Origin of the sequence: Streptomyces sp. Alt3, assembly GCF_030719215.1 — a bacterium.
Lineage (GTDB): Bacteria > Actinomycetota > Actinomycetes > Streptomycetales > Streptomycetaceae > Streptomyces > Streptomyces glycanivorans.
In genome coordinates this window covers 5228070-5254510 of record NZ_CP120983.1, presented here as the reverse complement: position 1 = coordinate 5254510, position 26441 = coordinate 5228070, and the positions used below count along the sequence as shown (strand labels likewise).

General features: G+C 70.1%; 20 protein-coding genes and 1 tRNA gene. 10 read left to right on the top strand and 11 right to left on the bottom strand.

The window, feature by feature from the left end:
* The first annotated feature begins 122 nt into the window (after positions 1-122).
* From P8A20_RS23190 to glmS, 6 genes are all read left to right on the top strand, one after another.
* Complete coding sequence (locus P8A20_RS23190) at positions 123-1571, top strand: pyridoxal phosphate-dependent decarboxylase family protein (protein ID WP_306104180.1); 1449 nt, start codon at positions 123-125, stop codon at positions 1569-1571.
* A complete protein-coding gene (locus P8A20_RS23185; protein WP_147963556.1) occupies positions 1555-2841 on the top strand; it encodes a lysine N(6)-hydroxylase/L-ornithine N(5)-oxygenase family protein in 1287 nt (428 codons plus the stop codon). Before P8A20_RS23190 ends, P8A20_RS23185 begins: the two co-directional genes overlap by 17 nt.
* Positions 2838-3410, top strand: coding sequence for a GNAT family N-acetyltransferase (locus tag P8A20_RS23180; RefSeq protein WP_371934412.1), 573 nt, complete (start codon positions 2838-2840; stop codon positions 3408-3410). The genes P8A20_RS23185 and P8A20_RS23180 overlap by 4 nt, the downstream gene beginning before the upstream one ends.
* Entirely contained in the window at positions 3407-5188 is a 1782-nt protein-coding gene (locus tag P8A20_RS23175) for an IucA/IucC family protein (RefSeq protein WP_306104179.1), read from the top strand. Before P8A20_RS23180 ends, P8A20_RS23175 begins: the two co-directional genes overlap by 4 nt.
* A gap of 205 nt (positions 5189-5393) precedes the next feature.
* A complete protein-coding gene (locus tag P8A20_RS23170) occupies positions 5394-5669 on the top strand; it encodes a hypothetical protein (protein ID WP_147963559.1) in 276 nt (91 codons plus the stop codon).
* 59 nt (positions 5670-5728) lie between these two features.
* Positions 5729-7558 carry a glutamine--fructose-6-phosphate transaminase (isomerizing) gene (glmS, locus tag P8A20_RS23165; RefSeq protein ID WP_147963560.1) on the top strand — a complete coding sequence of 610 codons (1830 nt, stop codon included), beginning with the start codon at positions 5729-5731 and terminating at the stop codon, positions 7556-7558.
* A gap of 85 nt (positions 7559-7643) precedes the next feature.
* On the opposite strand, the gene P8A20_RS23160 is transcribed toward glmS, so the two are convergent.
* Entirely contained in the window at positions 7644-8165 is a 522-nt protein-coding gene (locus P8A20_RS23160) for a universal stress protein (RefSeq protein WP_030875140.1), read from the bottom strand.
* Between the two features lie 821 nt (positions 8166-8986).
* Here P8A20_RS23160 and P8A20_RS23155 point away from each other — a divergent pair.
* The 3 genes from P8A20_RS23155 to P8A20_RS23145 all read left to right on the top strand — a co-directional run bounded on the left by P8A20_RS23155 (position 8987) and on the right by P8A20_RS23145 (position 11031).
* Positions 8987-10216 (top strand): helix-turn-helix domain-containing protein, encoded by a 1230-nt coding sequence (locus tag P8A20_RS23155; RefSeq protein ID WP_306104178.1) that lies wholly within the window; start codon positions 8987-8989, stop codon positions 10214-10216.
* Positions 10217-10226: 10 nt separating this feature from the next.
* A complete protein-coding gene (orn, locus tag P8A20_RS23150) occupies positions 10227-10835 on the top strand; it encodes an oligoribonuclease (protein ID WP_147963562.1) in 609 nt (202 codons plus the stop codon).
* A gap of 123 nt (positions 10836-10958) precedes the next feature.
* Positions 10959-11031 (top strand) — tRNA-His (locus P8A20_RS23145).
* 153 nt (positions 11032-11184) lie between these two features.
* On the opposite strand, the gene P8A20_RS23140 is transcribed toward P8A20_RS23145, so the two are convergent.
* A complete protein-coding gene (locus P8A20_RS23140; RefSeq protein WP_147963563.1) occupies positions 11185-11940 on the bottom strand; it encodes a GbsR/MarR family transcriptional regulator in 756 nt (251 codons plus the stop codon).
* Positions 11941-12165: 225 nt separating this feature from the next.
* Here P8A20_RS23140 and P8A20_RS23135 point away from each other — a divergent pair, with 225 nt between their 5' ends.
* Positions 12166-12834 (top strand): DUF4097 family beta strand repeat-containing protein, encoded by a 669-nt coding sequence (locus P8A20_RS23135; protein ID WP_147963564.1) that lies wholly within the window; start codon positions 12166-12168, stop codon positions 12832-12834.
* A gap of 200 nt (positions 12835-13034) precedes the next feature.
* On the opposite strand, the gene P8A20_RS23130 is transcribed toward P8A20_RS23135, so the two are convergent.
* The 9 genes from P8A20_RS23130 to P8A20_RS23090 form a co-directional block, all read right to left on the bottom strand.
* On the bottom strand, positions 13035-15086 hold the full coding sequence (locus P8A20_RS23130; protein WP_147963565.1) for a TerD family protein: 2052 nt from the start codon (positions 15084-15086) through the stop codon (positions 13035-13037).
* Positions 15087-15273: 187 nt separating this feature from the next.
* On the bottom strand, positions 15274-16320 hold the full coding sequence (locus tag P8A20_RS23125; RefSeq protein WP_147963566.1) for a LacI family DNA-binding transcriptional regulator: 1047 nt from the start codon (positions 16318-16320) through the stop codon (positions 15274-15276).
* A 284-nt stretch (positions 16321-16604) separates the two neighbouring features.
* Entirely contained in the window at positions 16605-18062 is a 1458-nt protein-coding gene (locus tag P8A20_RS23120; RefSeq protein WP_306104177.1) for a GH1 family beta-glucosidase, read from the bottom strand.
* A 172-nt stretch (positions 18063-18234) separates the two neighbouring features.
* Complete coding sequence (locus P8A20_RS23115) at positions 18235-19158, bottom strand: carbohydrate ABC transporter permease (RefSeq protein WP_147963568.1); 924 nt, start codon at positions 19156-19158, stop codon at positions 18235-18237.
* 15 nt (positions 19159-19173) lie between these two features.
* A complete protein-coding gene (locus P8A20_RS23110) occupies positions 19174-20172 on the bottom strand; it encodes a carbohydrate ABC transporter permease (protein ID WP_147963569.1) in 999 nt (332 codons plus the stop codon).
* Positions 20173-20341: 169 nt separating this feature from the next.
* Positions 20342-21664, bottom strand: coding sequence for an ABC transporter substrate-binding protein (locus P8A20_RS23105; RefSeq protein WP_147963570.1), 1323 nt, complete (start codon positions 21662-21664; stop codon positions 20342-20344).
* 869 nt (positions 21665-22533) lie between these two features.
* Complete coding sequence (locus tag P8A20_RS23100; protein ID WP_306104176.1) at positions 22534-24033, bottom strand: cellulose binding domain-containing protein; 1500 nt, start codon at positions 24031-24033, stop codon at positions 22534-22536.
* A gap of 224 nt (positions 24034-24257) precedes the next feature.
* Entirely contained in the window at positions 24258-25721 is a 1464-nt protein-coding gene (locus P8A20_RS23095; RefSeq protein ID WP_306104175.1) for a sensor histidine kinase, read from the bottom strand.
* A complete protein-coding gene (locus tag P8A20_RS23090) occupies positions 25718-26422 on the bottom strand; it encodes a response regulator transcription factor (protein WP_109881771.1) in 705 nt (234 codons plus the stop codon). The genes P8A20_RS23095 and P8A20_RS23090 overlap by 4 nt, the downstream gene beginning before the upstream one ends.
* Between the last annotated feature and the right edge of the window lie 19 nt (positions 26423-26441).

Here is a 26441-nt window from a genome sequence, read left to right as displayed (position 1 = left end):
ACCCCGGGGGCGAAGGACGCGAACATTGTTAGGTTAGGGTTACCTAACTTAACCGTCGCGCCCTCGCCCCCCTCTCTCTGCCCGGAGGGCCGCGACGACGTCCCCACCCGGGAGGCCCCCTCATGCGTTCCCACCTGCTCAACCGCACGACGGCGGAGGACTACCGTCGCTCCGTCACCGCGGGAGTCGAACAGGTCGCGGCCAGACTCGCCTCCACCGAACGCCCGTTCACCGGCATGGACGCCGACGGGCTCGGCCCCGTCGTCGACGCCATCGATCTGGACCGGCCGCTCGGAGACACCGCCGCCGTACTGGACGAGCTCGGCGAGGTCTACCTGCGCGACGCGGTGTACTTCCACCATCCCCGCTACCTCGCCCACCTCAACTGCCCGGTGGTCATCCCCGCGGTGGTCGGCGAGGCGGTGCTCTCCGCCGTCAACTCCTCCCTGGACACCTGGGACCAGAGTGCGGGAGGCACACTGATCGAGCGCCGGCTGATCGACTGGACGGCCGGCCGCATCGGCCTCGGACCCGCGGCGGACGGCGTCTTCACCAGCGGCGGCACGCAGTCCAACCTGCACGCGCTGCTGCTGGCGCGCGAAGAGACCAAGCTCCCTCCGCAGGAGTTCAGCCGGCTGCGGATCCTCACCTCCGAGTGCAGCCATTTCAGTGTCCAGAAGTCGGCCAAGCTGCTCGGCCTCGGCCCCGACTCCGTCGTGTCCGTCCCCGTGGACCGCGAGAAGCGCATGCAGACCGTCGCGCTGGCCGCCGCCCTCGAACGCTGTGCGGCCGAGGGCACCGTGCCGATGGCCGTCGTCGCCACCGCGGGGACCACGGACTTCGGCTCCATCGACCCGCTGCCCGAGATCGCCGCCCTCTGCGACCGGTACGCCACCTGGATGCACGTCGACGCCGCCTACGGCTGCGGGCTGCTCGCCTCGCCCACCCGGCGCGAGCTGATCGACGGCATCGAGCGGGCCGACTCCGTCACCGTGGACTACCACAAGTCCTTCTTCCAGCCCGTGAGTTCCTCCGCCGTGCTGGTGCGTGACCGGTCCACGCTGCGTCACGCGACCTACCACGCGGAATACCTCAACCCGGAGCGGACCGTCCGGGAACGCATCCCCAACCAGGTGGACAAGTCCCTGCAGACCACACGCAGGTTCGACGCCCTGAAGCTGTGGATGACGCTGCGCACCATGGGCGCGGACGGTGTCGGGGAGCTGTTCGACGAGGTGTGCGACCTGGCCGCCGAGGGCTGGCGGCTGCTGGCCGCCGACCCGCGCTTCGACGTCGTCGTGGAGCCGCGGCTGTCCACCCTGGTCTTCCGCTACGTCCCGGACCGCGTCCGGACGTCCACCGACATCGACCGGGCCAATCTGTACGCCCGCAAGGCCCTGTTCGCCTCGGGTGAGGCCGTGGTGGCGGGTACGAAGGTCGGCGGCGGCCAGTACCTGAAGTTCACCCTGCTGAACCCCGAGACGACCACGGCCGACATCACCGCCGTCCTCGATCTGATCGCCGGCCACGCCGAGCAGTACCTGGGAGAGTCCCTTGACCGCGTTTCCTGAGCCCCGCACCGCCCCGTACGACTTCATCGGGATCGGGCTCGGTCCGTTCAACCTCGGGCTGGCCTGCCTGACCGAGCCCGTCGAGGAGCTGGACGGCCTGTTCCTGGAGTCCAAGCCGGACTTCGAGTGGCACTCGGGGATGTTCCTCGAAGGGGCCCACCTCCAGACCCCGTTCATGTCGGACCTGGTCACGATGGCCGACCCGACCTCGCCGTACTCCTTCCTGAACTACCTGAAGGAGCGGGGCAGGCTCTACTCGTTCTACATCCGGGAGAACTTCTACCCGCTGCGCACCGAGTACAACGACTACTGCCGGTGGGCGGCGGCCGAACTAGGCAGTATCCGTTTCAACCAAACCGCACAGTCGGTTACGTACGACGAGGGCGACGGCCTCTACACCGTCCGCACCGCCGACAGCGCGTTCCGTGCCCGCCACCTGGTCCTGGGGACCGGCACCCCGCCGCACATCCCGGAGGCCTGCCAGGGGCTGGGCGGCGACTTCCTGCACAACTCCCGCTATCTGCGGGAGAAGGCGAACCTCCAGGCCAAGAAGTCCATCACTCTGGTGGGCAGCGGCCAGAGCGCGGCGGAGATCTACTACGACCTGCTGTCCGGGATCGACGCCCACGGCTACCGGCTGAACTGGGTGACGCGCTCCCCCCGCTTCTTCCCGCTGGAGTACACCAAGCTCACGCTGGAGATGACCTCGCCGGAGTACGTGGACTACTTCCACGCCCTGCCCGAGGACACCCGCTACCGGCTGGAGTCCGGCCAGAAGGGCCTGTTCAAGGGCATCGACGGCGAGCTGATAGACGCCATCTTCGACCTGCTCTACCAGAAGAGCCTGCACGGCCCCGTGCCCACCCGGCTGCTCACCAACTCCGCTCTGGACAGCGCGCGTCACGACGCGTCGACGGGGACGTACACCCTGGGCCTGCGCCAGGAGGAGCAGGGCAGGGACTACGAGCTGCACAGCGAGGGACTCGTCCTCGCCACGGGCTACCGGTACACCGCGCCGGCCTTCCTGAAGCCCGTCACGGACCGGATCCGGTACGACTCCCGGGGCCGTTTCGACGTGGCCCGCAACTACAGCATCGACACCACCGGGCGCGGGATCTTCCTGCAGAACTCCGGGGTGCACACCCACTCGATCACCTCGCCCGACCTGGGCATGGGTGCCTACCGCAACGCGTACATCATCGGCGAGCTGCTCGGCCGCGAGTACTACCCGGTCGAGAAGTCCGTCACGTTCCAGGAGTTCGCAGCATGACCCGCACGCAGCAGACCGGGGCGTTCTCCGTGCGCCCCATGGACACCGGCCCCGGAAGGAAGGGCGGCAGGTCCGACGCGGAACTGGTCCACGAGTGGGTCACCCATCCCAGGTCGGCCTTCTGGATGATGGGCGACGCCCGGCTGGAGGACGTCGAGCGGGAGTACGCGGCGATAGCCGCCCACCCCCACCACGACGCCTTCATCGGCCTGCACGACGGCCGGGCCTTCCTCATGGAGCGCTACGACCCCACCGAGGTCGAGCTCGCGGGGCTGTACGACGCGGAGCCCGGGGACATCGGGATGCACTTCCTGGTCGCCCCGCCCGAGACCCCCGTGCACGGCTTCACCCTGGCCGTGATCACCACCGTCATGGAGACGCTGTTCGCCGACCCGGCGGTACGCCGGGTCGTCGTCGAACCGGACGTCACCAACAGCGCGGTGCACGCGCTGAACAAGGCCGTCGGCTTCGAGGTGATCCGGGAGATCACCAAGCCGGAGAAGCAGGCCCTGCTCAGCGCCTGCACCCGTGAGCAGTTCGAGGCCGCGACCACTGGAGCCGACCGATGACCACACATCCCGCGACCGCCGCGGTCGACCACCTGACGCCCGAGCGCTGGGCCGTCGCCAACCGGCAGCTGATCCGCAAGGCGCTGGCCGAGTTCTCCCACGAGCGGCTGCTGGACCCCGCCCCGCTCGACGACGGCCGCCATGCCGTGCGCAGCGACGACGGGACCGTCGAGTACCGCTTCGCCGCCCGGCGCTTCGCGCTGGACCACTGGCAGGTCGACGCCGGGTCGATCACGCGCCACCGGCACGGCTCGGACCTCCCGCTGGACGCCCTGGAGTTCTTCGTCGAGCTCCGCGCGACGCTGGGCCTGTCGGCGGAGATCCTGCCGGTGTACCTGGAGGAGATCTCCTCCACGCTGGCCGGAACCGCCTACAAGCTGACCAAGGAACCGACCACCTCCGCTCAGCTCGCCGTGGCCGGTTTCCAGGCGATCGAGACGGGGATGACCGAGGGTCACCCCTGCTTTGTCGCCAACAACGGGCGGCTCGGCTTCGGGGTCGGCGAATACCGCGCCTATGCCCCCGAGGCCGCGACCGGAATCCGGCTGATCTGGCTGGCGGCCCGCCGTGATCGCGCCACCTTCACGGCGGGTGCCGGGCTGGACTACCCCACCCTCGTCGCCGACGAGCTCGGTGAGGAGACCCTCGGCAGGTTCGCCGCGAGGATGCGGGACCTGGGGCTCGACCTCGACGACCACCTGCTGATCCCGGTCCACCCCTGGCAGTGGTGGAACAAGCTCGCCGTCACCTTCGCCGGAGAGATCGCGCGGCAGCACCTGGTCTGTCTGGGCGAGGGCGACGACTCCTATCTGGCCCAGCAGTCGATCCGGACCTTCTTCAACGCCGACCACCCCGGGAAGCACTACGTCAAGACGGCACTGTCCGTGCTGAACATGGGCTTCATGCGCGGGCTGTCCGCCTCGTACATGGAGGCGACCCCCGCGATCAACGACTGGCTGGCCGGTCTGATCGAGCGCGACGACCTGCTGCGCGGGAGCGGGTTCTCGATCATCCGGGAGCGGGCCGCCGTCGGCTACCGCCACCACGCCTACGAGGCGGCGACCACCAAGGGCTCCCCCTATCTGAAGATGCTGGCCGCCCTGTGGCGGGAGAGCCCGGTCGCCTCCCTGACCGGGGGCGAGCGCCTCGCCACCATGGCCTCCCTGATCCACACCGACGACGAGGGCCGCTCGGTGGCGGGCGCCCTGATCGCCGAGTCGGGGCTGGCCCCGGCCGACTGGCTGCGCCGCTACCTGGACGCGTACCTGGTGCCGGTGCTGCACAGCTTCTACGCGTACGACCTGGTGTTCATGCCGCACGGCGAGAACGTGATCCTCGTCGTCGAGGACGGCGTCGTGCGCCGGACGGTCTTCAAGGACATCGCCGAGGAGATCGCCGTCATGGACCCGGACGCGGTGCTGCCGCCCCAGGTCGAGCGGATCCGCGCCGACGTCCCCGAGGACATGAAGCTGCTCTCGGTGCTCACCGACGTCTTCGACTGCTTCTTCCGCTTCCTGGGGGCCGGTCTGGCCACCGAGGGGGTACTCGACGAGGACACCTTCTGGCGGACGGTCGCCGAGTGCGTCCGGGGCTACCAGGAGTCGGTGCCGTACCTCTCGGACAAGTTCGAGCAGTACGACATGTTCACGGAGGACTTCGCGCTGTCCTGCCTGAACCGGCTGCAGCTGCGGAACAACCGGCAGATGGTCGACCTGGAGGACCCGGCGGGCGCGCTCCAGCTGACCGGCCGGCTGCGGAACCCGATCGCGGGGTACTGAGCGGGGGTCCGGCCCCGCCCACTCCGGGCGGGGCTTCTCCGGGCGCGGCTTTCCCGGGCGCGGCTTTCCCGGGCGGGGCTTATCCGGGCGGGGCTGGATGAGAATCTTATGCTCATTCCAGACATAAGCCCCTCCTGGATGAGATCCCTGCCCGATTTCGGGCAGATTTCTTGCGTAACGAGACCGCTCCACGCAATATCGACGAGTGCTCGAACACCGTCCCGCGCATGACGACCTCATCGACCACCTCGTACGTTCCACCGCGCTCCGGCGCGGCGAGGCGGCCAGGGTGGTCCTCGACGTGCTGGCGTACTTCGACGAGACGACCGAGGGCTTCGTGCGCCGCCGCCACCGCGAACTGCAGGCCGGCGGTCTGGTGAACACGGAGATCTTCGAGCGGATCGCGGCCGAGCTGCCGCACCGCGCGGTGGCGCCGCAGGAGCTCTCGCTCCGCCAGCTGCGCCGCATCGTCTACGGCTGAGCGATCGGCGGCGGGCCGGGCACCGAACTTTTGTACGTCGATGGAGGGGCAGAGAATCCATGTGCGGGATCGTCGGATACATCGGGAAGCGTGACGTGGCTCCGCTGCTGCTGGAGGGCCTGCAGCGGCTGGAGTACCGGGGCTACGACTCCGCGGGCCTCGTCATCACGGGCAAGGCCGCGGCGGGCAGGCCCGGCACCCTGAAGATGGTCAAGGCCAAGGGCCGGGTCCGCGAGCTGGAGGCCCGCGTGCCCAAGCGGTTCGCCGGCACCACGGGCATCGCCCACACCCGCTGGGCCACCCACGGCGCCCCGAGCGACGAGAACGCCCACCCGCACCTGGACGCGGAGGGCAAGGTCGCCGTCGTCCACAACGGCATCATCGACAACGCCTCCGAGATCCGGGCAAAGCTGGTCGCCGACGGCGTCGAGTTCCTCTCCGAGACGGACACCGAGGTACTGGTCCACCTGGTCTCCCGCTCGCAGGCACTCACGCTGGAGGAGAAGGTCCGCGACGCATTGAAGTCGGTCGAGGGCACGTACGGCGTCGCCGTGCTGCACGCCGACTTCAACGACCGCATCGTCGTCGCCCGCAACGGCTCCCCCGTCGTGCTGGGCATCGGCGAGAAGGAGATGTTCGTCGCCTCCGACGTGGCCGCCCTGGTCGCGCACACCCGCCAGATCGTCACCCTGGACGACGGCGAGATGGCCACCCTCAAGGCCGACGACTTCCGCACGTACACCACCGAGGGCTCGACCACCACGGCCACGCCCACGACCGTGGAGTGGGAGGCCGAGTCGTACGACATGGGCGGCCACGACACGTACATGCACAAGGAGATCTCGGAGCAGGCCGACGCCGTGGACCGCGTGCTGCGCGGCCGCATCGACGACCGCTTCTCGACCGTGCACCTGGGCGGCCTGAACCTGGACGCGCGAGAGGCCCGCGGGGTCCGCCGGATCAAGATCCTGGGCTGTGGCACGTCCTACCACGCGGGCATGATCGGCGCCGGGCTCATCGAGGAGCTCGCCCGCATCCCCGCGGACGCGGAGCCCGCGTCCGAGTTCCGCTACCGCAACCCGGTCGTGGACCCCGACACCCTGTACGTCGCCGTCTCCCAGTCCGGCGAGACCTACGACGTGCTGGCGGCCGTCCAGGAGCTCAAGCGCAAGGGCGCCCGCGTCCTGGGCGTGGTGAACGTCGTCGGCTCGGCGATCGCCCGCGAGGCGGACGGCGGAATGTACGTCCACGCCGGCCCCGAGGTCTGCGTCGTCTCCACGAAGTGCTTCACGAACACCGTCGTCGCCTTCGCGCTGCTCGCACTGCACCTGGGCCGCATCCGCGACCTGTCGGTGTCCGACGGCAAGCGGATCATCGAGGGCCTGCGCAAGCTGCCCGAGCAGATCGGCCGCATCCTCGAGTCGGAGGACGAGATCAAGAAGCTCGCCGAGGAGTACGCGGGCGCCCAGTCGATGATGTTCATCGGGCGCGTCCGGGGCTACCCCGTCGCACTGGAGGCCTCCCTGAAGCTCAAGGAGATCTCCTACATCCACGCCGAGGCCTACCCGGCCTCCGAGCTCAAGCACGGCCCGCTCGCGCTCATCGAGCCCGCGCTGCCCACCGTCGCGATCGTCCCGGACGACGACCTGCTGGAGAAGAACCGCGCGGCGCTGGAGGAGATCAAGGCCCGCAGCGGCCGTATCCTCGCCGTCGCCCACCGCGAGCAGGAGAAGGCCGACCACACGATCGTCGTCCCCAAGAACGAGAACGAGCTGGACCCGATCCTGATGGGCATCCCGCTGCAGCTGCTCGCCTACCACACGGCACTCGCCATGGGCCGTGACATCGACAAGCCTCGCAACCTCGCGAAGTCCGTCACCGTCGAGTAGCCGAGTGGCGGACACCACCCGTCCGCCCGCCCGCACGACGGCACCGTGAAAGGCCCCTGACGCCCCGTCAGGGGCCTTTCACGGCTCAGGGGATGACGATGACCGGGCGCTGCGCCCGACGCGCCAGACGGCCGGCCACGGATCCGAAGATCCGGCCCACGATGCCGTGCGTGGAGCCGACGACGATGGCGTCGGCCGAGTACTCCCGGCCGACCTCCTCCAGCTCGTGGCAGATGTCCCCGCCGCGCTCCACGAGCACCCAGGGGACCTCGGTGAGATAGTCCGCGCACGCCAGCTCCAGCCCGAGGACCTCGGTGCGGTGGTCGGGGACGTCGACGAACACGGGCGGCTCGCAGCCGGCCCAGACGGTGGTCGGGAGCCGGTTGGCCACATGGACGATGATCAGTCCGGAGCTGTGCCGGTGCGCCATACCGATGGCGTACGCGAGGGCGCGCTCGCTGGACATGGAGCCGTCGAAGCCGACCACGACACCATGCCGGAAGGCGGGATCGCAGGAAGGGCGCGACTCTCCGACCGTCTGAGGCTCCGACCCGGGGTCGGCTACCTGCTTGCGGTCTGCGGGTTCAGGGATTTCGTGACCGGCCATCGGTGTCTCGGCGAAGAGAGTCCTCGTGAGGAGAGCGGTTTGGAGGTGTACCTGCGAGCGATGGAGCTGTGTCCGGGAAACATCTTCCCAACCCCCTACCCCCAAGGGTACGGCGCCACTCCTCCACTGCCCAGCCCTCGCACAGCGCATGCGGCGGTGGAGGGAGCATGCCGGAGAACGCCCCGGTATGGCAATGCCGGTTGCGTCGTACATCCAGCTCGTGGACGCTCGGACGGGTTCCCGCCACTCCGTCCGGACGACCCTCGCGCCGGCTCCGGCCGGACGGCCGAATGCACTACCCGACCGCTCGGCCCGGAACGTCACGCCCCGCCATCATGCAATTGCACAACGTCGACCTCGGGGGGCCGGACGGCCTCAAGAGGCCCCTGAGGCGCATGGAGGCTCCCGAGGACAGGGGGCGTACGCCGGTCACATGACTGGAATACACGCACGCAACCATCGGTTTTCAGCCAACTTCACCCACACCCCGTTCCCTTGGTGTCACCAGGGCTCAACCCGCTTGCCACCAGGAAGGAATAGACCGCGCGGTACGCTTTGACCCTATGGGGACGGGCCATGATCGCGATGCGCACTTCCCTGTGGGGCTCGCGAGTGAAACGCTTCGTGATCGAACGCTTCGCGCCAAGTTGCCTTGTCGACATAGTGCCGGTGGGGGAACGTGTCACGTCGGCACCACGGAACGCAGTAGATTCGATCATGAGTCGAGGACTGGGGACCCGTGCGAGACCGAGGGGAAACGTGCAGGAGCGACAGGCCCGTAGGGACCAGGAAGACGCGAACACCGAGGGGGGCTTAGCGTCATGAGCCAGGACTCCGCCACCGCAACGGAGGCCGCACGGAAACTGACCGGGCGGCGACGCCGGGAAGTCGTAGCCGTACTGCTGTTCAGTGGCGGCCCTATCTTCGAGAGCTCCATTCCGCTCTCAGTTTTCGGAATCGACCGGCAGGACGCGGGCGTTCCCCGCTACCGCCTGCTGGTCTGCGGAGGCGAGGAAGGACCGCTGCGCACCACAGGCGGGCTCGAACTCAGCGCGCCGTACGGCCTGGAGGCGATCAGCAGGGCAGGCACCGTCGTGGTGCCCGCCTGGCGGTCCATCACCTCCCCGCCGCCCGCAGAGGCACTGGACGCGCTGCGCCGCGCCCATGAGGAGGGTGCCCGCATCGTCGGTCTGTGCACGGGGGCCTTCGTCCTCGCCGCGGCCGGCCTGCTGGACGGCCGCCCGGCCACCACACACTGGATGTACGCACCGACGCTGGCCAAGCGCTATCCGTCGGTGCACGTCGATCCGCGTGAGCTCTTCGTCGACGACGGCGACGTGCTCACCTCGGCCGGGACGGCGGCCGGAATCGACCTCTGCCTCCACATAGTCCGTACCGACCACGGCACCGAGGCGGCCGGGGCCCTGGCCCGCAGGCTCGTCGTACCGCCGCGGCGCAGTGGCGGTCAGGAGCGCTACCTCGACAGGTCTTTACCTGAAGAGATCGGCTCCGACCCGCTCGCCGAGGTCGTGGCCTGGGCGCTGGAGCATCTCCACGAGCAGTTCGACGTGGAGACGCTGGCCGCGCGCGCCTACATGAGCCGGCGGACCTTCGACCGCAGGTTCCGCTCGCTCACGGGCAGCGCACCGCTCCAGTGGCTCATCACGCAGCGCGTGCTGCAGGCGCAGCGGCTGCTGGAGACCTCCGACTACTCGGTCGACGAGGTGGCGGGCCGCTGCGGCTTCCGCTCACCGGTCGCGCTGCGCGGGCACTTCCGCCGCCAGCTGGGCTCCTCCCCCGCCGCGTACCGCGCCGCGTACCGGGCACGCCGTCCGCAGGGCGGGGTGCTGGAGAGCGTCACCACGGCCATCGACACGTCCGTGCCCCTCCAGGGCACGGCATCGGGTCGGCGGGCCGCGGCGGCCTCCTCCGGCCCGGCCCCGGTCGTCGCGGCCACGGGTCCGGGGGGCGGTGTGGAACGTCTGGGGGCGGTTCCCGAGGCGTACGTTCCGGGCCGCCCGGCCCTGCCGGGGCAGCGCAGCGCCCCGTAGGGTGGGGCCCATGAACGATCGCATGGTGTGGATCGACTGCGAGATGACCGGGCTCTCGCTGACGGACGACGCACTCATCGAGGTGGCCGCGCTGGTCACCGACTCGGAACTGAACGTGCTCGGTGAAGGGGTGGACATCGTGATCCGCCCGCCGGACGCGGCCCTGGAGACCATGCCCGAGGTGGTGCGGCAGATGCACACCGCCTCGGGCCTCCTCGACGAGCTGGCCGGGGGCACGACCCTGGCCGACGCCGAGGAGCGGGTCCTGGCCTACATCCGCGAGCACGTGAAGGAGCCCGGCAAGGCCCCGTTGTGCGGAAACTCGGTCGGCACCGACCGGGGCTTCCTGGCTCGGGACATGCCGTCACTGGAGGGCTACCTCCACTACCGGATCGTCGATGTGTCCTCGGTCAAGGAGCTGGCACGCCGCTGGTACCCGAGGGCGTACTTCAACAGTCCGGAGAAGAACGGCAACCACAGGGCGCTGGCCGACATCCGCGACTCCATCACGGAGCTGCGGTACTACCGGGACGCGGTCTTCGTGCCGCAGCCCGGCCCGGACTCCGCCCGCGCCAAGGAGATCGCGGCGCGCCACTCGCCGTCCACCGGACAGCAGTAGAAGACCCGCTGGTCACGGGCCCTCCGGGGCCCGTGACGCGGCCCTGAGGAACTCGGGCGCGAGCACCCGCTCGGACCCTGTACACTTTTTCTCGGCCGGTCAGTGAAACGACCGGACGACATGGTGGGTATAGCTCAGCTGGCAGAGCACCTGGTTGTGGTCCAGGATGTCGCGGGTTCAAGTCCCGTTACTCACCCTGAATGATCAGCCCCTGACCTGGGACAACGGGTCAGGGGCTGATCTTTTGCGTTCGCGGGCCCACGACGACCGTGCCGGAGGTCATCCGCGCCGAGCGGCTCCTGCCGGCGGCACGGGGTCGACCACCGCCCCGGACCGCTCAGGGCCCTGATTATCCGTCGTCCGGGTCCGGCCCGTCGGTGCCGGCCGCGGCCTCCTCCGGTTTCACGTAGAGGATCTCGCGGGCCTGTTCCGCTGCGCGGGTCGTGCTCTCGCTGATGAAGTCGAGGAAGCGGGCGATGTTCTCCAGGCGGACGGCGGCCGGGGTACCGGGGCCGAGGACCCCGACGCCCTGCCGTGCGGTCTCTATGACCTGCATGAGGGCCTGGGCGCTGGCGATCGTCGCCTGGTACCAGACGTCGTCGTCGACGACGTAGCGCTCGCGGCGGCGTTCGTCGCGCTCCCTGCGGACAAGGCCCTGACTCTCCAGGAAGGTGATCGCCTTGGAGATGGACGCCGGGCTCACCTGGAGTCGCTGGACGAGCTCGGAAGCGGTGAGGCTGCCCGAGTCGGTGATGTAGAGGCAGGACATCACGCGGGCCATCATCCTGGGTGTGCCCGACGCCATCATGACGGTGGTGAACACCTCCTCGTACTCCTTCACCGCCTCGGCGTCACGCCCGTGGGGCTGCGGGAACGCCTCGGCCCCCCGGGGCGCGGCCTGCCTGCGGCGGTGGGTGCGCTGTTCGGTGGCGCGGTGGGCGAGGTCGGCGCGGTAGCCGGCGGGGCCGCCGTTGCGCATCACCTCGCGCGTGATCGTCGAGGTCGGACGTTCCAGGCGCCTGGCGATCTCCGCGTAGGCGAGGCCGTCGCCCAGTCCCAGCGCGATCTGCTGACGTTCCTGCTGGGTGAGTCTGCCTCCCGGCATCGCGGTCTCTCCTTCGTCCGGTGCGTGGTACCGCCACCCTAGCGTTCACTCCCATTCTGTTGCAACGAGTGATTCATATCCTGTTGCGTTCGGATCTGGTCCGTTGCAACGATATTCCTGCGACCACCTGCTATTACGTGCCCGCGGCGCAACAAAGCCGTTGCCACATCAATGAACGCAACGTAGCGTTTCACTCATCGGAAACACGATCCCAAGGAGCGCGTCATGCAGAACTTCGACACCCCCGCCCTGGTCTCCACCACCCTCGACGTCCCCTCGGGACTCATCAGGATCGTCGCCTCCGACCGGACCGACACCTCTGTCGAGGTCCGGCCCGCGGATGCCTCGAAGAGCCGCGACGTGAAGGCGGCGGAGGGCACCGAGGTCTCCTACCGGGACGGTGTCCTGCGGATCGCGGTACAGGGAGCGACGAGCCGGGTCCTCGGAAACTCCGGATCCGTCGAGGTGACGGTCCAGCTGCCCGCCGGCTCGCACGTCGACGCGAGGACGGCCGCCGCCGGGTTCCGGGGCGTCGGACGACTCGGCGACGTCACCTTCGAGGGCGCGGCAGGCTCGGTCGAGCTGGACGAGACCGCGAGCGCCCGCCTCGCCCTCCAGGCCGGCGACATCGCGGTCGGCCGCCTGGGCGGCCCGGGCGAGATCAGCACCCAGAAGGGCGGCATCCGTGTCGCCGAGGCCGCCGGCGGCACCCTCACCCTGCGCACCGAGGCCGGGGACATCTCCGTCACCGCGGCCCGCGGAGTGTCCGCCGCCCTGGACGCCGGCACCGGCTACGGGCGGATCGACAACGCGCTCAGGAACACCGACGGCACGCCCGGCCTGTACATCAAGGCGACCACGTCCTACGGCGACGTCACCGCCCGGAGCCTCTGAGCCGCGGGCTCCTCAGAGCTACGGGCTCCGGAGCCCGGCCACATGGGCGAAGCACCGAGGCCCGGCCCGGGGGCGGCGCGAACGGCCCGGGTGACACCGGCCACAGAGGACTCCGGGCCGCATGACGAGCCGCACCCCGGGCATCCGATCCACAGGCCCTGCCGCGCGTTCCCCCGACGCGGCAGGGTCTCCTCGTGGGGTCAGCGAGCGGCCTCCACCCCACCACCCGGACGACGTGCTCCGCGAACGTCCAGCTGAGCGATCACGAGGGCGTGGAAGCGGTCCACCGCCTCGTCGACGCTCCGGATGAACCCGGTCTCCGCACTGCCACGCCCGTTGCCCATTCCCTTGAACAGGGACAGCCGGAAGCCCACGATCTCCCCGCCGCCCTTGGGAAGGAGGTCTCCGGGCTCGGGCCGCAGACGTTCCAGTGTTCCGCGTGGCCCGACGCCGTCCCCTTCGAGAAGCGTCTCGATGTGCAGGTCCGCAGGCGCCGAGGAAAGCTGCCTGATCAGACGCTTCGCCCGATTGAGCGGATACCCCTGCTCGGCCGCCGCCACCTCGATCGACGTACGCAGCTTCCCCGTGCGCAGGTCCGCGGCGATGGCCAGATTCCCCGGAGTGCCCTCGATACGGAGCTCGGCCTCCAACCGCCCCTGGGAACAGAGCCTGTCGGCGAGCTCGGCACGTCGGGCGTGGGGGTCGGACCCTCGTCTGGTCCGCTGGACGGGAAGGACCTTCTGGCCCAGTTCACCCCCGAGCCGCAGGCACACCTGCCGGACGAGCCTTTCCCAGCTCTCGATGACCTCGGTGGCCCGCGGATCGCCCTGGCAGAGCGTCTCGTCGTCGATCCCCTTACGGACGGGCACCCAGGCTGCGCCCATGTTCTGGAATCCGTGGCAACCCGACTGCTCGTGCTGCAGGTAGTGCAGAAGCTCCTGCAGCAGCCAAGCGTGCGCGGCGTTGACCACTCCCTCATGACGGATCAGCATCTGTGCCTGGTGGGCGACTTCGGCCCAGGAGAGGTGCCAGAGCGCGACCTTGTGCTTGCGTCTGCCGTCGATCCTGACGTCCACGAGGGGGCTGCCTTCGAGCGCGACGTCGTTGGAGAGGGTGATGACGGCCTCGTAGCCGCGGCGGGCGGCGATGTCCATGTACGCCTGCACCTGGTCCGGCTTCAGGGCGTTGCCGTTCGTCTTCGTCTCGACCAGGGCGGTCCACAGTTTGCCTGCCCGCTCGACACGGATGACTCCGTCGGGCCGACGGGGCGAGTCGCCGTGCGGCAGTGACACCTCGGTGAAGGTCTCCATCCTCCCGGCGGGCGCGCCGAACCCGGCTGTGAGCCGTCGCCCGAACTCGGGCACCTGCGTCATCACCGACAGGAGCACCGACGTCGCGCGCATCTCACGTTCGCGGTCGCTCCTGAGGGTGGAGAGCGGGAACAGCCTGGCCGTGCGCCAGGAGTCGTTCTCGGCGAGCGTCTTCCTCGTGGCCCTCGGAAGTGTGACCTTCTTCTTGGCCGTGCGCGGCCGGGCGCGCCTCTTCGGCTCGGGCGGCGTCGCCTCGCCGGCCGTCACGGGAGCCGGTGGTTCCGGGGCCCGGGGCGCCGGAACCACCGGCTCCCGGCCTCCGCCCTCCTGCCCCCGCGCCACGGGCTCCTCCCCGGGGTCCCCTCCCCGGGCCTCCTCTTCCCGGGCCTCCTCCTCGTCGTCGTCGATGTCGACGCCGAAGTCCGTTGCCAGCCCGCCCAGACCGGATGCGTAGCCCTGCCCGACGGCCCGGAACTTCCACTCGCCGGTGCGGCGGTAGAGCTCCCCGAAGATGAAGGCACTCACGGCTCCCGCGTCCTCGACGGAGAACTGGACCAGACCGTCACCGGAGCTGTCCGCGAGCTTCAGACAGAGGTCGTTCAGATCCCCGAAGCTGGATCCGCCGTAGCGGCTGGCCGCCACCACGATCTGCTCGACCTCCGGCGGTACAGCGTCGAGATCGAAACTGATCCGGTCCTCGTTGCCGTCAGCCGTGGGGCTCTTCCCGAGCAGTTGGACGCTGCCGTTGCCGACCGCCGGGTTGTTGTAGAAGCAGAAGTCGGAGTCACTGCGGACCTTGCCGTTGCCGTCGAGCAACAGCACGGACACATCGGCGTCGCCCTCGCCCGACGGGCTGCTCCACCCGAGGCTCATCACCACGGACCCGACGTCGTCACTGAGCGTGCCCAGCCCGACGTTCGCGCCTTTGACCATCTTCTGCATGCGGCCCCCCAGATGCACTGCCGGACCAGAGCGCACGCGCGGCAGATCGCTACATGGCGTCGTGTGGTGCGTCACACACTCGCCGAACTCCGGGAACCATATCGGCCGGGTGGACGCCGCATGGAGAACTTGTGAAAAATAAGCCGGTCGTGTGTGCGCACCTCCGCTGCCGACGACGCGGCACGCCTCAGGACGACTCGCGTACCACCAGCTCCGTGGGCAGCACGATCCGCGGGCGCTCCCGCGTGCCGTCGCCAGAGGAACGGTTCGCGATCTCCTGGAGCAGGACGCGCGTCATCGTGCGGCCCATCTCCTCGATCGGCTGGCGCACGCTCGTCAGGGGCGGATCCATGTGGCGGGCCACCGCGGAGTCGTCGAAGCCGATCAGGGCCACGTCGTCCGGGATACGGCGGCCGGACTCGCGCAGGACGTGGCGGGCGCCCGCCGCCATCACGTCGGAGGCGGCGAAGACCGCGTCGACGTCGGGGCGGCGCTCCAGCAGCTCGCGCATCGCGCGGGCCCCGCCCTCCTCGCTGAAGTCGGCGGGTGCGATCAGCCGTTCGTCGGGGTCCAGGCCGGCGGTGGCGATGGCCTTGCGGTAGCCGTCGAGGCGGCGCTGGGCACCGTAGACGTCCAGCCGGCCGGTGATCGTGGCGATGTTGCGGCGGCCTCGCGATATGAAGTGGTCGACGGCCGCTCGGGCACCCTCGAAGTTGTCCGAGTCCACGGAGGGCAGCGTCTCCGCCGCGTGCCTGCGGCCGCTGATCACGGCGGGCATGCCGAGCTGTTCGAGGAGATCCGGCAGCGGGTCGTCCGCGTGGACGGAGACCAGGAGCACCCCGTCGACCCGGTGCGCGGTCAGGTACTGGGCCAGCCGTCGGCGCTCGCGGTCGTTGCCGGCGAGGGTCAGCAGCAGCTGCATCTCGGTGTCGGCGAGGGCCGCCCCGACTCCCCGCACGATGTCGGAGAAGTACGGCTCCGCGAAGAACCGGGTCTCGGACTCGGGCACGACGAGGGCGATCGCGTCCGTACGGTTGCCGGCGAGCGCACGGGCCGCGCGGTTGGGTACGTACCCGAGCTCGGCGACGGCCGCCTCGACGGCCTCCCTGGTCTGGGCGCTGACCCGGGGCGAGCCGTTGATGACGCGAGAGGCCGTGCCCCGCCCCACTCCGGCCCGGGCCGCTACCTCTTCGAGCGTGGGCCGCCCGCCACTCCGTACTCGCGCTGCCGCCATGGCTGCCTCCCGTTCGCGGTCAATTTCTCACAGCGGGATGGCCAAACCAAGTCCCACCGTCCGATCCCTTGACACTCGTCCGGACCCGGCGGTCTCAGCAGCGCCACAACTCTTGGGAGCGCTCCCAAGCGTACGGGGTCCGGATGACGAACACGTAAGGCGGGCCACAGGACGATGCCGCCCGGTGGCCGACGCGCCCGCCCGGGCAAACGGAAAAGCGGGACCCGGCGAAGTGCCGGGTCCCGCTGTGAAACCTGTCCGGGGTCGGACGGTGCCGATCCGGGTCAGACGCCGCCGACCGGGGGCAGCGCGTGACGGCGGATCACGTCGGAGTACCAGTGGGCACTCGTCTTGGGGATCCGGCGCTGCGAGGCGTAGTCGACGTACACGGCACCGAAGCGCTTCGAATAGCCGTACGCCCACTCGAAGTTGTCCATGAAGGACCAGAGGAAGTAGCCACGGACGTCCGCGCCGTCGGCGACGGCCCGCTGCACGGCGTCGAGGTGCCCGTGCAGGTAGGCGACGCGCTCGGGGTCCTCCACCTTGCCCTCGGGCGAGACGTAGTCGTCGAACGCCGCGCCGTTCTCGGTGACCATGAGCGGCAGGCCGGGGTGGTCCCGGTGGGTGTCCATGAGCAGGTTGTAGAGCCCGTCGGGGTCGATCGACCAGTCCATCGCGGTGCGCTCCTTCCCCTCGGGGAGGTGGAAGGCGACGTGCTCGGATCCGGGCCACGGGGAGTGGTCGCTGGCGCCGTGGGCGTCGCTGCGCGCGTAACTGGCGCCCTGTGCCGGGGTGGAGACCAGCGTCGGCGTGTAGTAGTTGATGCCGAGGGCGTCGACCGGACGGGAGATGGTGGCGAGGTCGCCGTCCTTGACCAGCTTCGACCAGTCCACCAGGTGCGAGGTGTCGGTGATCAGGTCCTCGGGGTACTCGCCCCGCAGCATCGGACCGGTGAAGACACGGTTACCGACCGCGTCGATGCGGCGGGCGGCGTCCGCGTCGGCCTCGCTGTCGGTGAGCGGGCGGACCTGGTGGAGGTTGAGGGTGACCGAGGTCTGCGCAGCAGCGGGGAGTTGGGCGCGCAGAACCTCGATCGCCCGGCCATGGGCGAGGTTGAGGTGATGGGCCGCCTGCAGCGCGGCTGCGGGCTCGGTGCGTCCGGGGGCGTGCACGCCGGATCCGTAACCGAGGTAGGCCGAGCACCACGGCTCGTTGAGGGTGGTCCACATGCCGACGCGGTCACCGAGCGCGCCGGAGACGATCGCGGCGTAGTCGGCGAAGCGGTCGGCGGTCACGCGCTCGGGCCAGCCGCCGGCGTCCTCGAGCTCCTGGGGCAGGTCCCAGTGGTAGAGGGTGGCGACCGGCATGATGCCGGCGTCCAGCAGTTCGTCGACGAGCTTGCGGTAGAAGTCCAGGCCGCGTTCGACGGCCGGGCCGCGGCCGGTGGGCTGGACCCGGGACCATGAGACGGAGAAGCGGTAGGCCTTCAGCCCGAGCTGCTTCATGAGGGCGACGTCGTCGCGGTAGCGGTGGTAGTGGTCGGCGGCGATGTCGCCGGTGTCGCCGTTGCGGACCTTGCCGGGTGTCCGGCTGAAGGTGTCCCAGATGGACGGCGTGCGGCCGCCCTCGGCGGCGGCACCCTCGACCTGGTAGGAGGCGGTCGCCGCGCCCCAGATGAAGCCCGTGGGGAACTGCGTCCCGGGCGCCTGCTTCGGGGTGGTGTCGGGTCGTACGGCAGTCATGCGGGAGCGCTCCCATGGGTGGAGGGACAGGGACAGGAAGTGCGGGGACCCGGCCCCCGTACGGCCTGCGGTCAGGTACAGGCCGTACGGAACGGCCGTGGGCCGGGCCGGGAAGGACGGAAGGCCGGGTGGAACGGCTGTGCCGGGATCGGACCGGAAGGGCGGGCCGGGGTCAGCCCTTGACCGCGCCCGACATGATTCCCCCGACGATCTGCTTGCCGAATATGACGAAGACGACGAGCAGGGGCAGGGTGCTGATCAGTGCGCCCGCCATGACGATGCTCTGGTCGGGCACGTAGGACGCGCTCAGCTGGCCGAGGGCCACCTGGAGCGTGGGGTTCTGCTGATTCAGCGCGAGGTACGGCCAGAAGAAGTCGTTCCATGACTGGACGAAGGTAAGCATACCGAGCACCATCATGGCCGGTCGGGCGACCGGCAGCACGATGCTCCACACGATGCGGAGGTTGTTGGCCCCGTCCATCCGGCCCGCCTCGATGAGCTCGTACGGCAGCGCCTCCAGGAGGTACTGACGCATGAAGAACACGCCGAACGCGCTCACCAGGGTCGGGAAGATCACCGACTCCAGCTGACCGCCCCAGCCGATGTCCGACATCATCATGAACAGCGGTACGACGCTGAGTTGCGGGGGGATGGTCAGCGTGGCGATGACCGCGGTCATCAGCGCGCCGCGGCCCTTGAAGCGCATCTTGGCGAAGGCGTAGCCGGCCAGGGTGCAGAAGAACAGGGTCGCCACGGTGATGCTGGAGGACACGATGACCGTGTTGACGATGGCCTTGCCGAGGTTGGCCTGTTCCCAGGCCGCCTCGAGGTTGTTGAAGAGGTTGCCGCCCGGGATGAGGGGCGGCGTGGTGTCCAGCACCTCGTCCTGGGTGCGGGACGCGGCCACGAGCGTCCAGTACAGCGGGAAGATCGAGCCGAGGCCGACGACGACGAGCGCGAAGTAGGCGAAGGGGCCCGCGTGGTGCTGGCGCCCGGCCCCAGGCTTGAAGCGGCGCCGGCGCGGAGGCTCGTCACCGACGGCGGCCTTGGAGACGCGGCGGTGGTCCGGGGCGGTGATGGGGCTGGTGGTGGTCATGGATATCGCTCCCCGTCAGGCCGCGGTCTTGCGCATGAAGCGCCCGACGAGCCAGTTGATCGCGGCAATGAGCAGCAGCAGGACGAGCATGGCCCAGGCGACCGCGGCGGCCGGACCGAGGTGTCCGAGGTTCCAGCCGTAGTTGTAGAGGTAGATGCTGAGGGTCTCGTACTGGTGCTCGGTGCCGCCCCGCGCTCCGACCTGACCGCCTTCGAGCAGCAGGGGCTCACCGAACAGCTGCATGGACCCGATGGTGGAGATGACGATCGTGAAGAGGATCGTGGGCCTGAGGGCGGGGATCGTCACGTTGCGGAACTGCTGCCAGCGCGAGGCGCCGTCGAGCGAGGCCGCCTCGTAGAGGTCGGACGGGACGGCCTGCATCGCGGCCAGGTAGATCAGGGTGTTGTAGCCCGTCCAGCGCCAGATCACGATGACCGCGATGGCGATGTTGGACGACCAGTGTCCGTTGGCCCAGTTCGTCTCGCCGGCGCCGAAGAAACCGAGGACCCAGTTCAGCAGGCCGCCGTCCGCCCGGAACACCAGGGCGAACACGAGGGCCGCGGAGGCCACCGAGGTGGCGTAGGGCGTGAGGATCACGGTGCGCCAGAAGGTGCTGGCGCGCAGTTTGTAGTTCAGCAGGTGGGCGAGGCCCAGCGCGATCATCAGCTGCGGCACGGTCGAGATGACGCCGATGACGAAGGTGTTGGTGACCGCGGTCCAGAATTCGGAGTCCTGGAGGATGGTGCTGAAGTTCCCCCAGCCGACCCATTCCATCTGGTCGAGGCTGGTCATCTCCACCCGGTGGAGGGCGATCCAGCCGGTGTAGATGAGCGGGTAGAGCCCGAAGGCCCCGAAGACGAGGAAGAAGGGCGCGATGTAGGCGTACGGCGACGCCTTGTCGTCGAAGCGCCACAGTCGGCTGCGCCAGGCCTGGCGGCCGGGCGTCATGGGCTTCGGGGCGCGGCGGCCGGGCCGCGGGCCCTGTACGCCCCGGGTGGGGGTGGTGGTTGCCACAGGTGGGAGTCCTTCCCTGGGTGTGCCGACACCGCAGGGGCAGGCCGGACCTCTGGTCAGGTCCGGCGGAGGTGTCGGAGAAGGTGCGCGGTGCCGGTGGGAGAACCGGCACCGGTGCGGGCCGGCCGGGACGCGTGGAAGTCGTCCCGGCCGCCCGCACCGGCGAGGATCAGCCGATCACCTTGTCGATCGCCTCGGTCGCCGCCTTCCAGGCGTCGTCCGGCTTGGTGCCACGCTGCTCCATGTTGTTGATCTGGGTGGAGATGGTGTCCTTGATGACGCCGTCCTTCGGGCCGAGCACCGCCGCGGGGATGGCCTGTGCCTCTTCGGCGTAGATCTCACCGATCGGCGCGTTGTTGAAGTACTCGAGCTTGGCGGTCTTCACGTCGGGCAGGTCGTAGGCGCCCTTGTTCGACGGGAAGAGGCCTGCGGCCTTGAACACGGCGGCCTGCTGCTCGGGCGCGGTCAGCCACTTGACGAGCTCGCCGGCCTCCTTGACGTGCTTGCCCTTCGCGGGCACGGAGAGGAACGAACCGCCCCAGTTGGCCGCGGTCTCACCCGGGGTGCGGGCGATGTCCCACTTGCCCTTGAAGTCGTCACCGGAGTAGGTGGCGATCTGCGCGGCCATCCACGCGGGGCAGGCCACGGTGGCCATGCTGCCCTTGCGCAGGGCGGCCTGCCACGGCGGGCTGAACTGGGCCAGGCCCTGGGTCAGCTTCTTGTCGACCGCCTCGGAGGCGAGCTTCCAGCCCGCCTGGACGCCGGCACTCTCCTTGTAGATCGCCTTGCCGTCCTTGGAGTAGTACTGCTCCGAGTCGGAGCTGACCACGCCGTTGTACATGGCGCTGGCGGAGTCCATGAAGAAGGTGTCCTTGGGGGCCTTCTTCTTGTACTCCTCACCCAGCGCGAGGTAGTCCTCCCAGCCGCCGGCGAGCTTCGCGGCGACCTCGGTGCGGTCGGTCGGCAGACCCGCCTGCTCGAAGAGGTCGCGGCGGTAACAGATCGACATGGGGCCGATGTCGGTGCCGGCACCGATGACCTTGCCGTCGTCGGTGCTCGCCTGCAGCGCCTTCCAGTTCACCCACTGGTCGGGGTCGATCACCTTGGAGAGGTCGGCGAAGGCGTCCGCCTTGGTGTCGACGAGCTCCTTCACGCGGCCGACCTCGATGCCCTGCACATCGGCCAGGCCGCTGCCCGTGTTGAGCTGCTGGAGGAACTTGGGGTAGTAGACCTGCTCGTCGGCCGTGACGTTTTCCTTGACCGTGATGTTCGGGTGGAGCTCGTGGTACTTCGCGAAGAGCCCCGCCTCCTTGTAGCCGAACTGTCCGAAGTCGGCCACGGTCAGGGTGATGTTGCCGTTCGCGTCGGCCTCGTCCGAGTCCGATCCCGAGTCGCTGCAGCCGGTCAGCAGCAGGGCGGCGGCCGAGAGGCCCGTGGTGGCCATGACGGCGGTTCTGCGGCCTCGACCTGCGACGGTGCGGGTGATGCGCATTCCACTACTCCTTGTTCCAGGGTGGGACTGGCGTTCGATCTGCTCGGCATACGCACGAGTGGCGCGCGTGCCAGTGGTACGGAGAGGACATGGGCGGTGCCGTCCCCGTACGAGCGAAAAACCTCGTTCGATATGGGAGCGCTCCCATGCGCTGATGCCGGAAGGTTGCTGCCTCAAGGGGGTGGGTGTCAAGAGTTGAAGACGCTTCCGTTGCCCGAGCGTGTCCTGCAAGTCACGGGAACGTGTCCGACCGAGGGCTTGCGCTTGGTCTCGCGCCCTGCATGCGTGGGGTGTTGCTCTCCGGATCACCGCAGGTCAGCCGGGGTATCGGGCCGCGATTCGCCTCTGAGGGCCCGGGAAGGACCGCCGCGCCCCACGGATCCCCGCGCCTCGCGCCACGGGGCGCCGGCGGCCCGCCAACCCGCTGATGCCCGCCGGAAGATGAACGGGACGAGGGTGCCGTGGGGGCGCACAGGGGGTCACGAGAGGTTTCCGCGTTCTTTCCCCGAACTCCACCACGGGGCAAAGGGGGTTCCGCTTCGCTCCGGACAAGCCGGCGGAAGGAGGACACGCCGGACGCGACGGAGGGGTCCGGCAGACGCGACGGACGGGTCCGGCAGACGCGACGAACGGGTCCGGCAGACGCGACGGACGGGTCCGGCGGACGCGACGGACGGGTCCGGCGGGCGGGACGGACGGGTCCGGCGGGCGGGACGGGACTCGCCCCTCCGTGTGCCGGAAGCGCGGACGCACAGGGGCGCGCGCCCCGGCCGGATGTGGGGGGTGTGGGGGCCGGCCGGGGCGCGCGGAGGGGGGTGGGTCGAAGGGTGCGCCTGAGCCCACGGGGAGGGGGCCGGAAGGCCGCCGGACTACCGGAAGGCGCCGAACGCCTTGGTGAAGGCCAGCGGCTCCTGGAGGATCGAGCTGCACGTCGCGTCCGCGGTCGGCTTCGCGCCGCCCGCGCACTGGGCGTCGCGTGTGCCCGACCACATCGCCAGCCTGCCGATGCCCTTCTCCCTTGCGAACGAGACCAGTTGGGTGGCGTCCTGAACGGTGAAGATCTCGGTTGCGACGTCGTTCACGCCGATCATCGGGGTCACCGCGACCGCCTTCCAGGCAGCCGCGTCCGAGAGCCCGAGCACGCCCTTGATCTGCGCCTGGGTGGCCGTGGCTGCCTGGGCGGCGTAGTCGCCCATGTCCCCGCTGTACGAAACGCCGTAGTCCATCGCCATGATGTTGACCGCGCCGATCGTCACGCCGTTCTTCTTCGCGTCCGCGATCAGATCCACGCCCGGCTGGGTCAGGCCCTCCGGCATCACCGGCAGCGTGAAGGACACGTCCAGCCCGGGGTGCGACCTCTGGAGCTGGGTGATGGCCTGCGCACGACGGGAGTTGGCGGCGGAGTCGGGCAGCGCCCCGCCTTCGATGTCGAAGTCGACCTTGGTCAGGCCGTAGGCGTCGATGACCTTGCCGTACGCCGTGGCGAGTTCGGCGGCGGAGGAGCAGTGCAGAGCCAGTTCGGCACCCGCGGCTCCACCGAAGGAGACCCGCACGTCACCGCCCGCGGCTCGCAGCGCGGTGATCTGGGCGGCCACCTTGTCGTCGCCGAGCCCCGTGACCCCGCCCCACAGCGGGGCGCAGCTGCCGCCCGAGGTGATGAACGCCAGGGTGAACTCCTTGACGCCCGTCTTCGACGCCGTGTCCAGCAGGTCGTAGGCAGGGTGGAGGGAGGTGTCGACGTACGGGGCGAATCCGGCCCCGTCGGCCGTGCCGCCGGCCGGACCGGAGGGCTCGGCGGTCGGCTCGGCGGTCGCGGTCTCCGTCGGCCCGGCGGTCGCGGTGCCCGTGGGCGTCGGGGTCTTCGTGGGCGCCGGGGTCGGCGCGGCCGTCGGGGTCACGGTCGGGCGTCCGCTCGGTTCGGGCGCGGTGCCGCCGTCCGTGGAACAGGCGGCGTCGTTGATGAGGCAGCTCCGCGGATCGGCGGCGGTTCCGGCGGAGGCGGCGACGAAGCCGACCGTCACGGATCCGCCCGGGGCGATGTCCTTGTTCCAGCTCGCGGGCTCGACGGTCACGTGGTTGCCGCTGACGGTGTGCTCGCCGTTCCAGAGGGACTCGATCTTCGTCCCGGCGGGCAGGTCGAATTCGAGCGTCCACCCGGACTGCACGGTCGCGGTGTCGTTCGAGACGACGTACTGCCCCGTGTAGCCACCGGTCCAGCCGCTGGCCCTGGTGTACGTGGCGCCGACGGCGGCCGCCTGCGCCGTGCCCGTGAGTGCGAGGACCGTGCCGCCCACGACCGCTGCGGCGACGAGCGCGCCGACCGCCTTCGTGCGGGTACTCGCCGTACGCCGGTGCGTGCTGGTGCCCATCGCGTGCCTGCCTTCGTCCTGCCGGGGGTGATTGCGCCTGAACGCTAGCCGCCTCGAACCGGGCAAAAGGCACTCATGGGAACCGGGCCGGTGTTCTTAGGGTTTGCTTAAGGAGGACATCGGTACGGGTTAAGACCGCGGGTGCCGGCGGCGGGCCGGGGCAGCTGTTCGCGCTCCCTCAGGCGTCCGTTCGCGGGCCCGGCGGTGCGACTGTTCGCGCTCCCTCAGCTGCCCGTTCGCGGGTCCCGGGCGCCATGGAGTTCCGCGTTCCGCCCTTTGCCTCCCCGCGGGCCCCGGCTTCCGCTTCGCCGCCCGACCCGGTGCCCCCGGCGCGCCCGCTCGGCCGGTCCGCCGTCCAGCCCGATCCAGATGCGCACCTCGGTGCCACCGAGCACCGACCGTCCGATCCGCAGGTCACCGCCGGTGGATTCGGCGACCCGGCGGACGATGTCGAGCCCCAGACCGGTCGATCCCACCCCGCCCTGAGCCCCGTTCCGCCCGCTGGCACCGCGGGCGAGGGCGGACTCCGGATCGGGTATACCGGGGCCGGCGTCCGAGACGAGCACGAGCACCGCGTCGCCGCTGTGGTGCACGTCGACCGCGAAGGCGGTGCCCTCCGGGGTGTGCCGGAAGACGTTGCCGAGCAAGGCGTCCAGAGCCGCCGCCAGTTCGGGCCTGGCGACCGGGATCCGCACCGTGCGGTCCACTCCCGCCAGCCGCACCGTGCGTCCCTCGTCCTCGGCGAGCGCCGACCAGAACCCCATGCGTTCCCGGATGACTTCGGAGGCGTCGCACCCCGCTCCCGCGCCCGACTGCTGGCCCTGGGTCTGCGGGCGCTGCTCACGCGCCGTGCGGATGATCGTGTCGACCTCGTGCTCCAGCTGCTCGACGGCCGCCCTGGTCTGTTCCGCGGCCGGGCCCTCGCCCAGCGAGGCGGCGTTGAGGCGGAGCACGGTCAGCGGGGTGCGGAGCCGGTGGGAGAGGTCGGCGGCCAGCTCGCGCTCGTTGGCGAGGAGCTGGACCACCTGGTCGGCCATGGAGTTGAACGCGACCGCCGCGGAGCGGAGTTCGGTGGGCCCCTCCTCGGGGACCCTGGTGCCCAGCCGCCCCTCCCCCAGGTCCTGGGCGGCGCCGGCCAGGCGCTGGGCGGGCTGCACCATCCGTACGCCGAGCCGGTCGGCCACGGCCACCGAACCGACGATCAGCGCGATGCCGACACCGGCGAGCACCAGCCAGGCGGTGCCGACGCCGTTGGAGACGTCGTCGTCGGCCACGAAGACCTCCACGACGGCGATGCCCCCCGAGCCCAGCGCGGTGGGCTGGAGCAGTACGGAGCCGCCCGGTACGTCCGCGATGGAGGCGCGTCCGGACGCTCCGACGGTCGCCAGGTCCTCACGGGTGGCGCGGCGGGTGCCGATCTCCAGTCGGGGGCCGCCCGTCCCGTCGGCGGGGACATGGACCGCGAGGCGTCCTTGGCCGCCGGGTTCGGTGGACAGGACGGCGCGGATCAGCTCCTCACGGTCGGTGGTGATGGTGAGGGTGGGGCCGATGGTGGCGGCCTGCCGCTCGGCGTCGGAGAAGGCGCGGTCGCGGGCCATCTCCTTGATGACGAGTCCGAGTGGCACGGCGAACGCGATCACGACCATGGCGGTGACGGCCAGACATACCTTGACCAGGGCCCATCTCATGCGGCGGGCCCCGCGGCCGGTGGTTCGAGTTTGACGCCGACTCCCCGCAGGGTGTGCAGATAACGCGGCCGGGCCGCCGTCTCGCCCAGCTTGCGGCGCAGCCAGGAGAGGTGGACGTCGATGGTCTGGTCGTCGCCGTACGACTGCTTCCAGACCTCGGCCAGCAGCTCGCGTCGCGGGACGACGACACCGGGGCGGCCGGCGAGGAAGGCCAGCAGGTCGAATTCGCGGCGGGTCAGGTCCAGTGCCGTGCCGTCCAGTTCGGCCTGACGGCGCAGCGGGTCGATGGAGAGCCCGCCGACCTGGAGGACGCGCGGGGGCGGCGCCTGCGCACCGGCTCCGCGCGTGCGGCGCAGGACGGCCGCCATCCGGGCGGAGAGGTGCTCGACCGAGAACGGTTTGGTGAGGTAGTCGTCGGCACCGTCGTTGAGGAGCCTGACTATCTCCGCCTCGTCGTCCCGCGCGGTCGCGATGATCACCGGTACGTCGGTGATGGAGCGCAGCATCTTCAGTGCCTCGGCGCCGTCGAGGTCGGGCAGCCCGAGGTCGAGGACGACGACGTCGAAGCGGAAGTGCGCGACCTCGCGGAGCGCTTCGAGGGCGGTGCCGACGCTGCGCACCGTGTGCGAGGCCTCGGTCAGGTGCCGGATGAGGGCGGAACGTACGAACTGGTCGTCCTCGACCACGAGCACACTAGGCATGCGCCGCACCGTAGCCCAT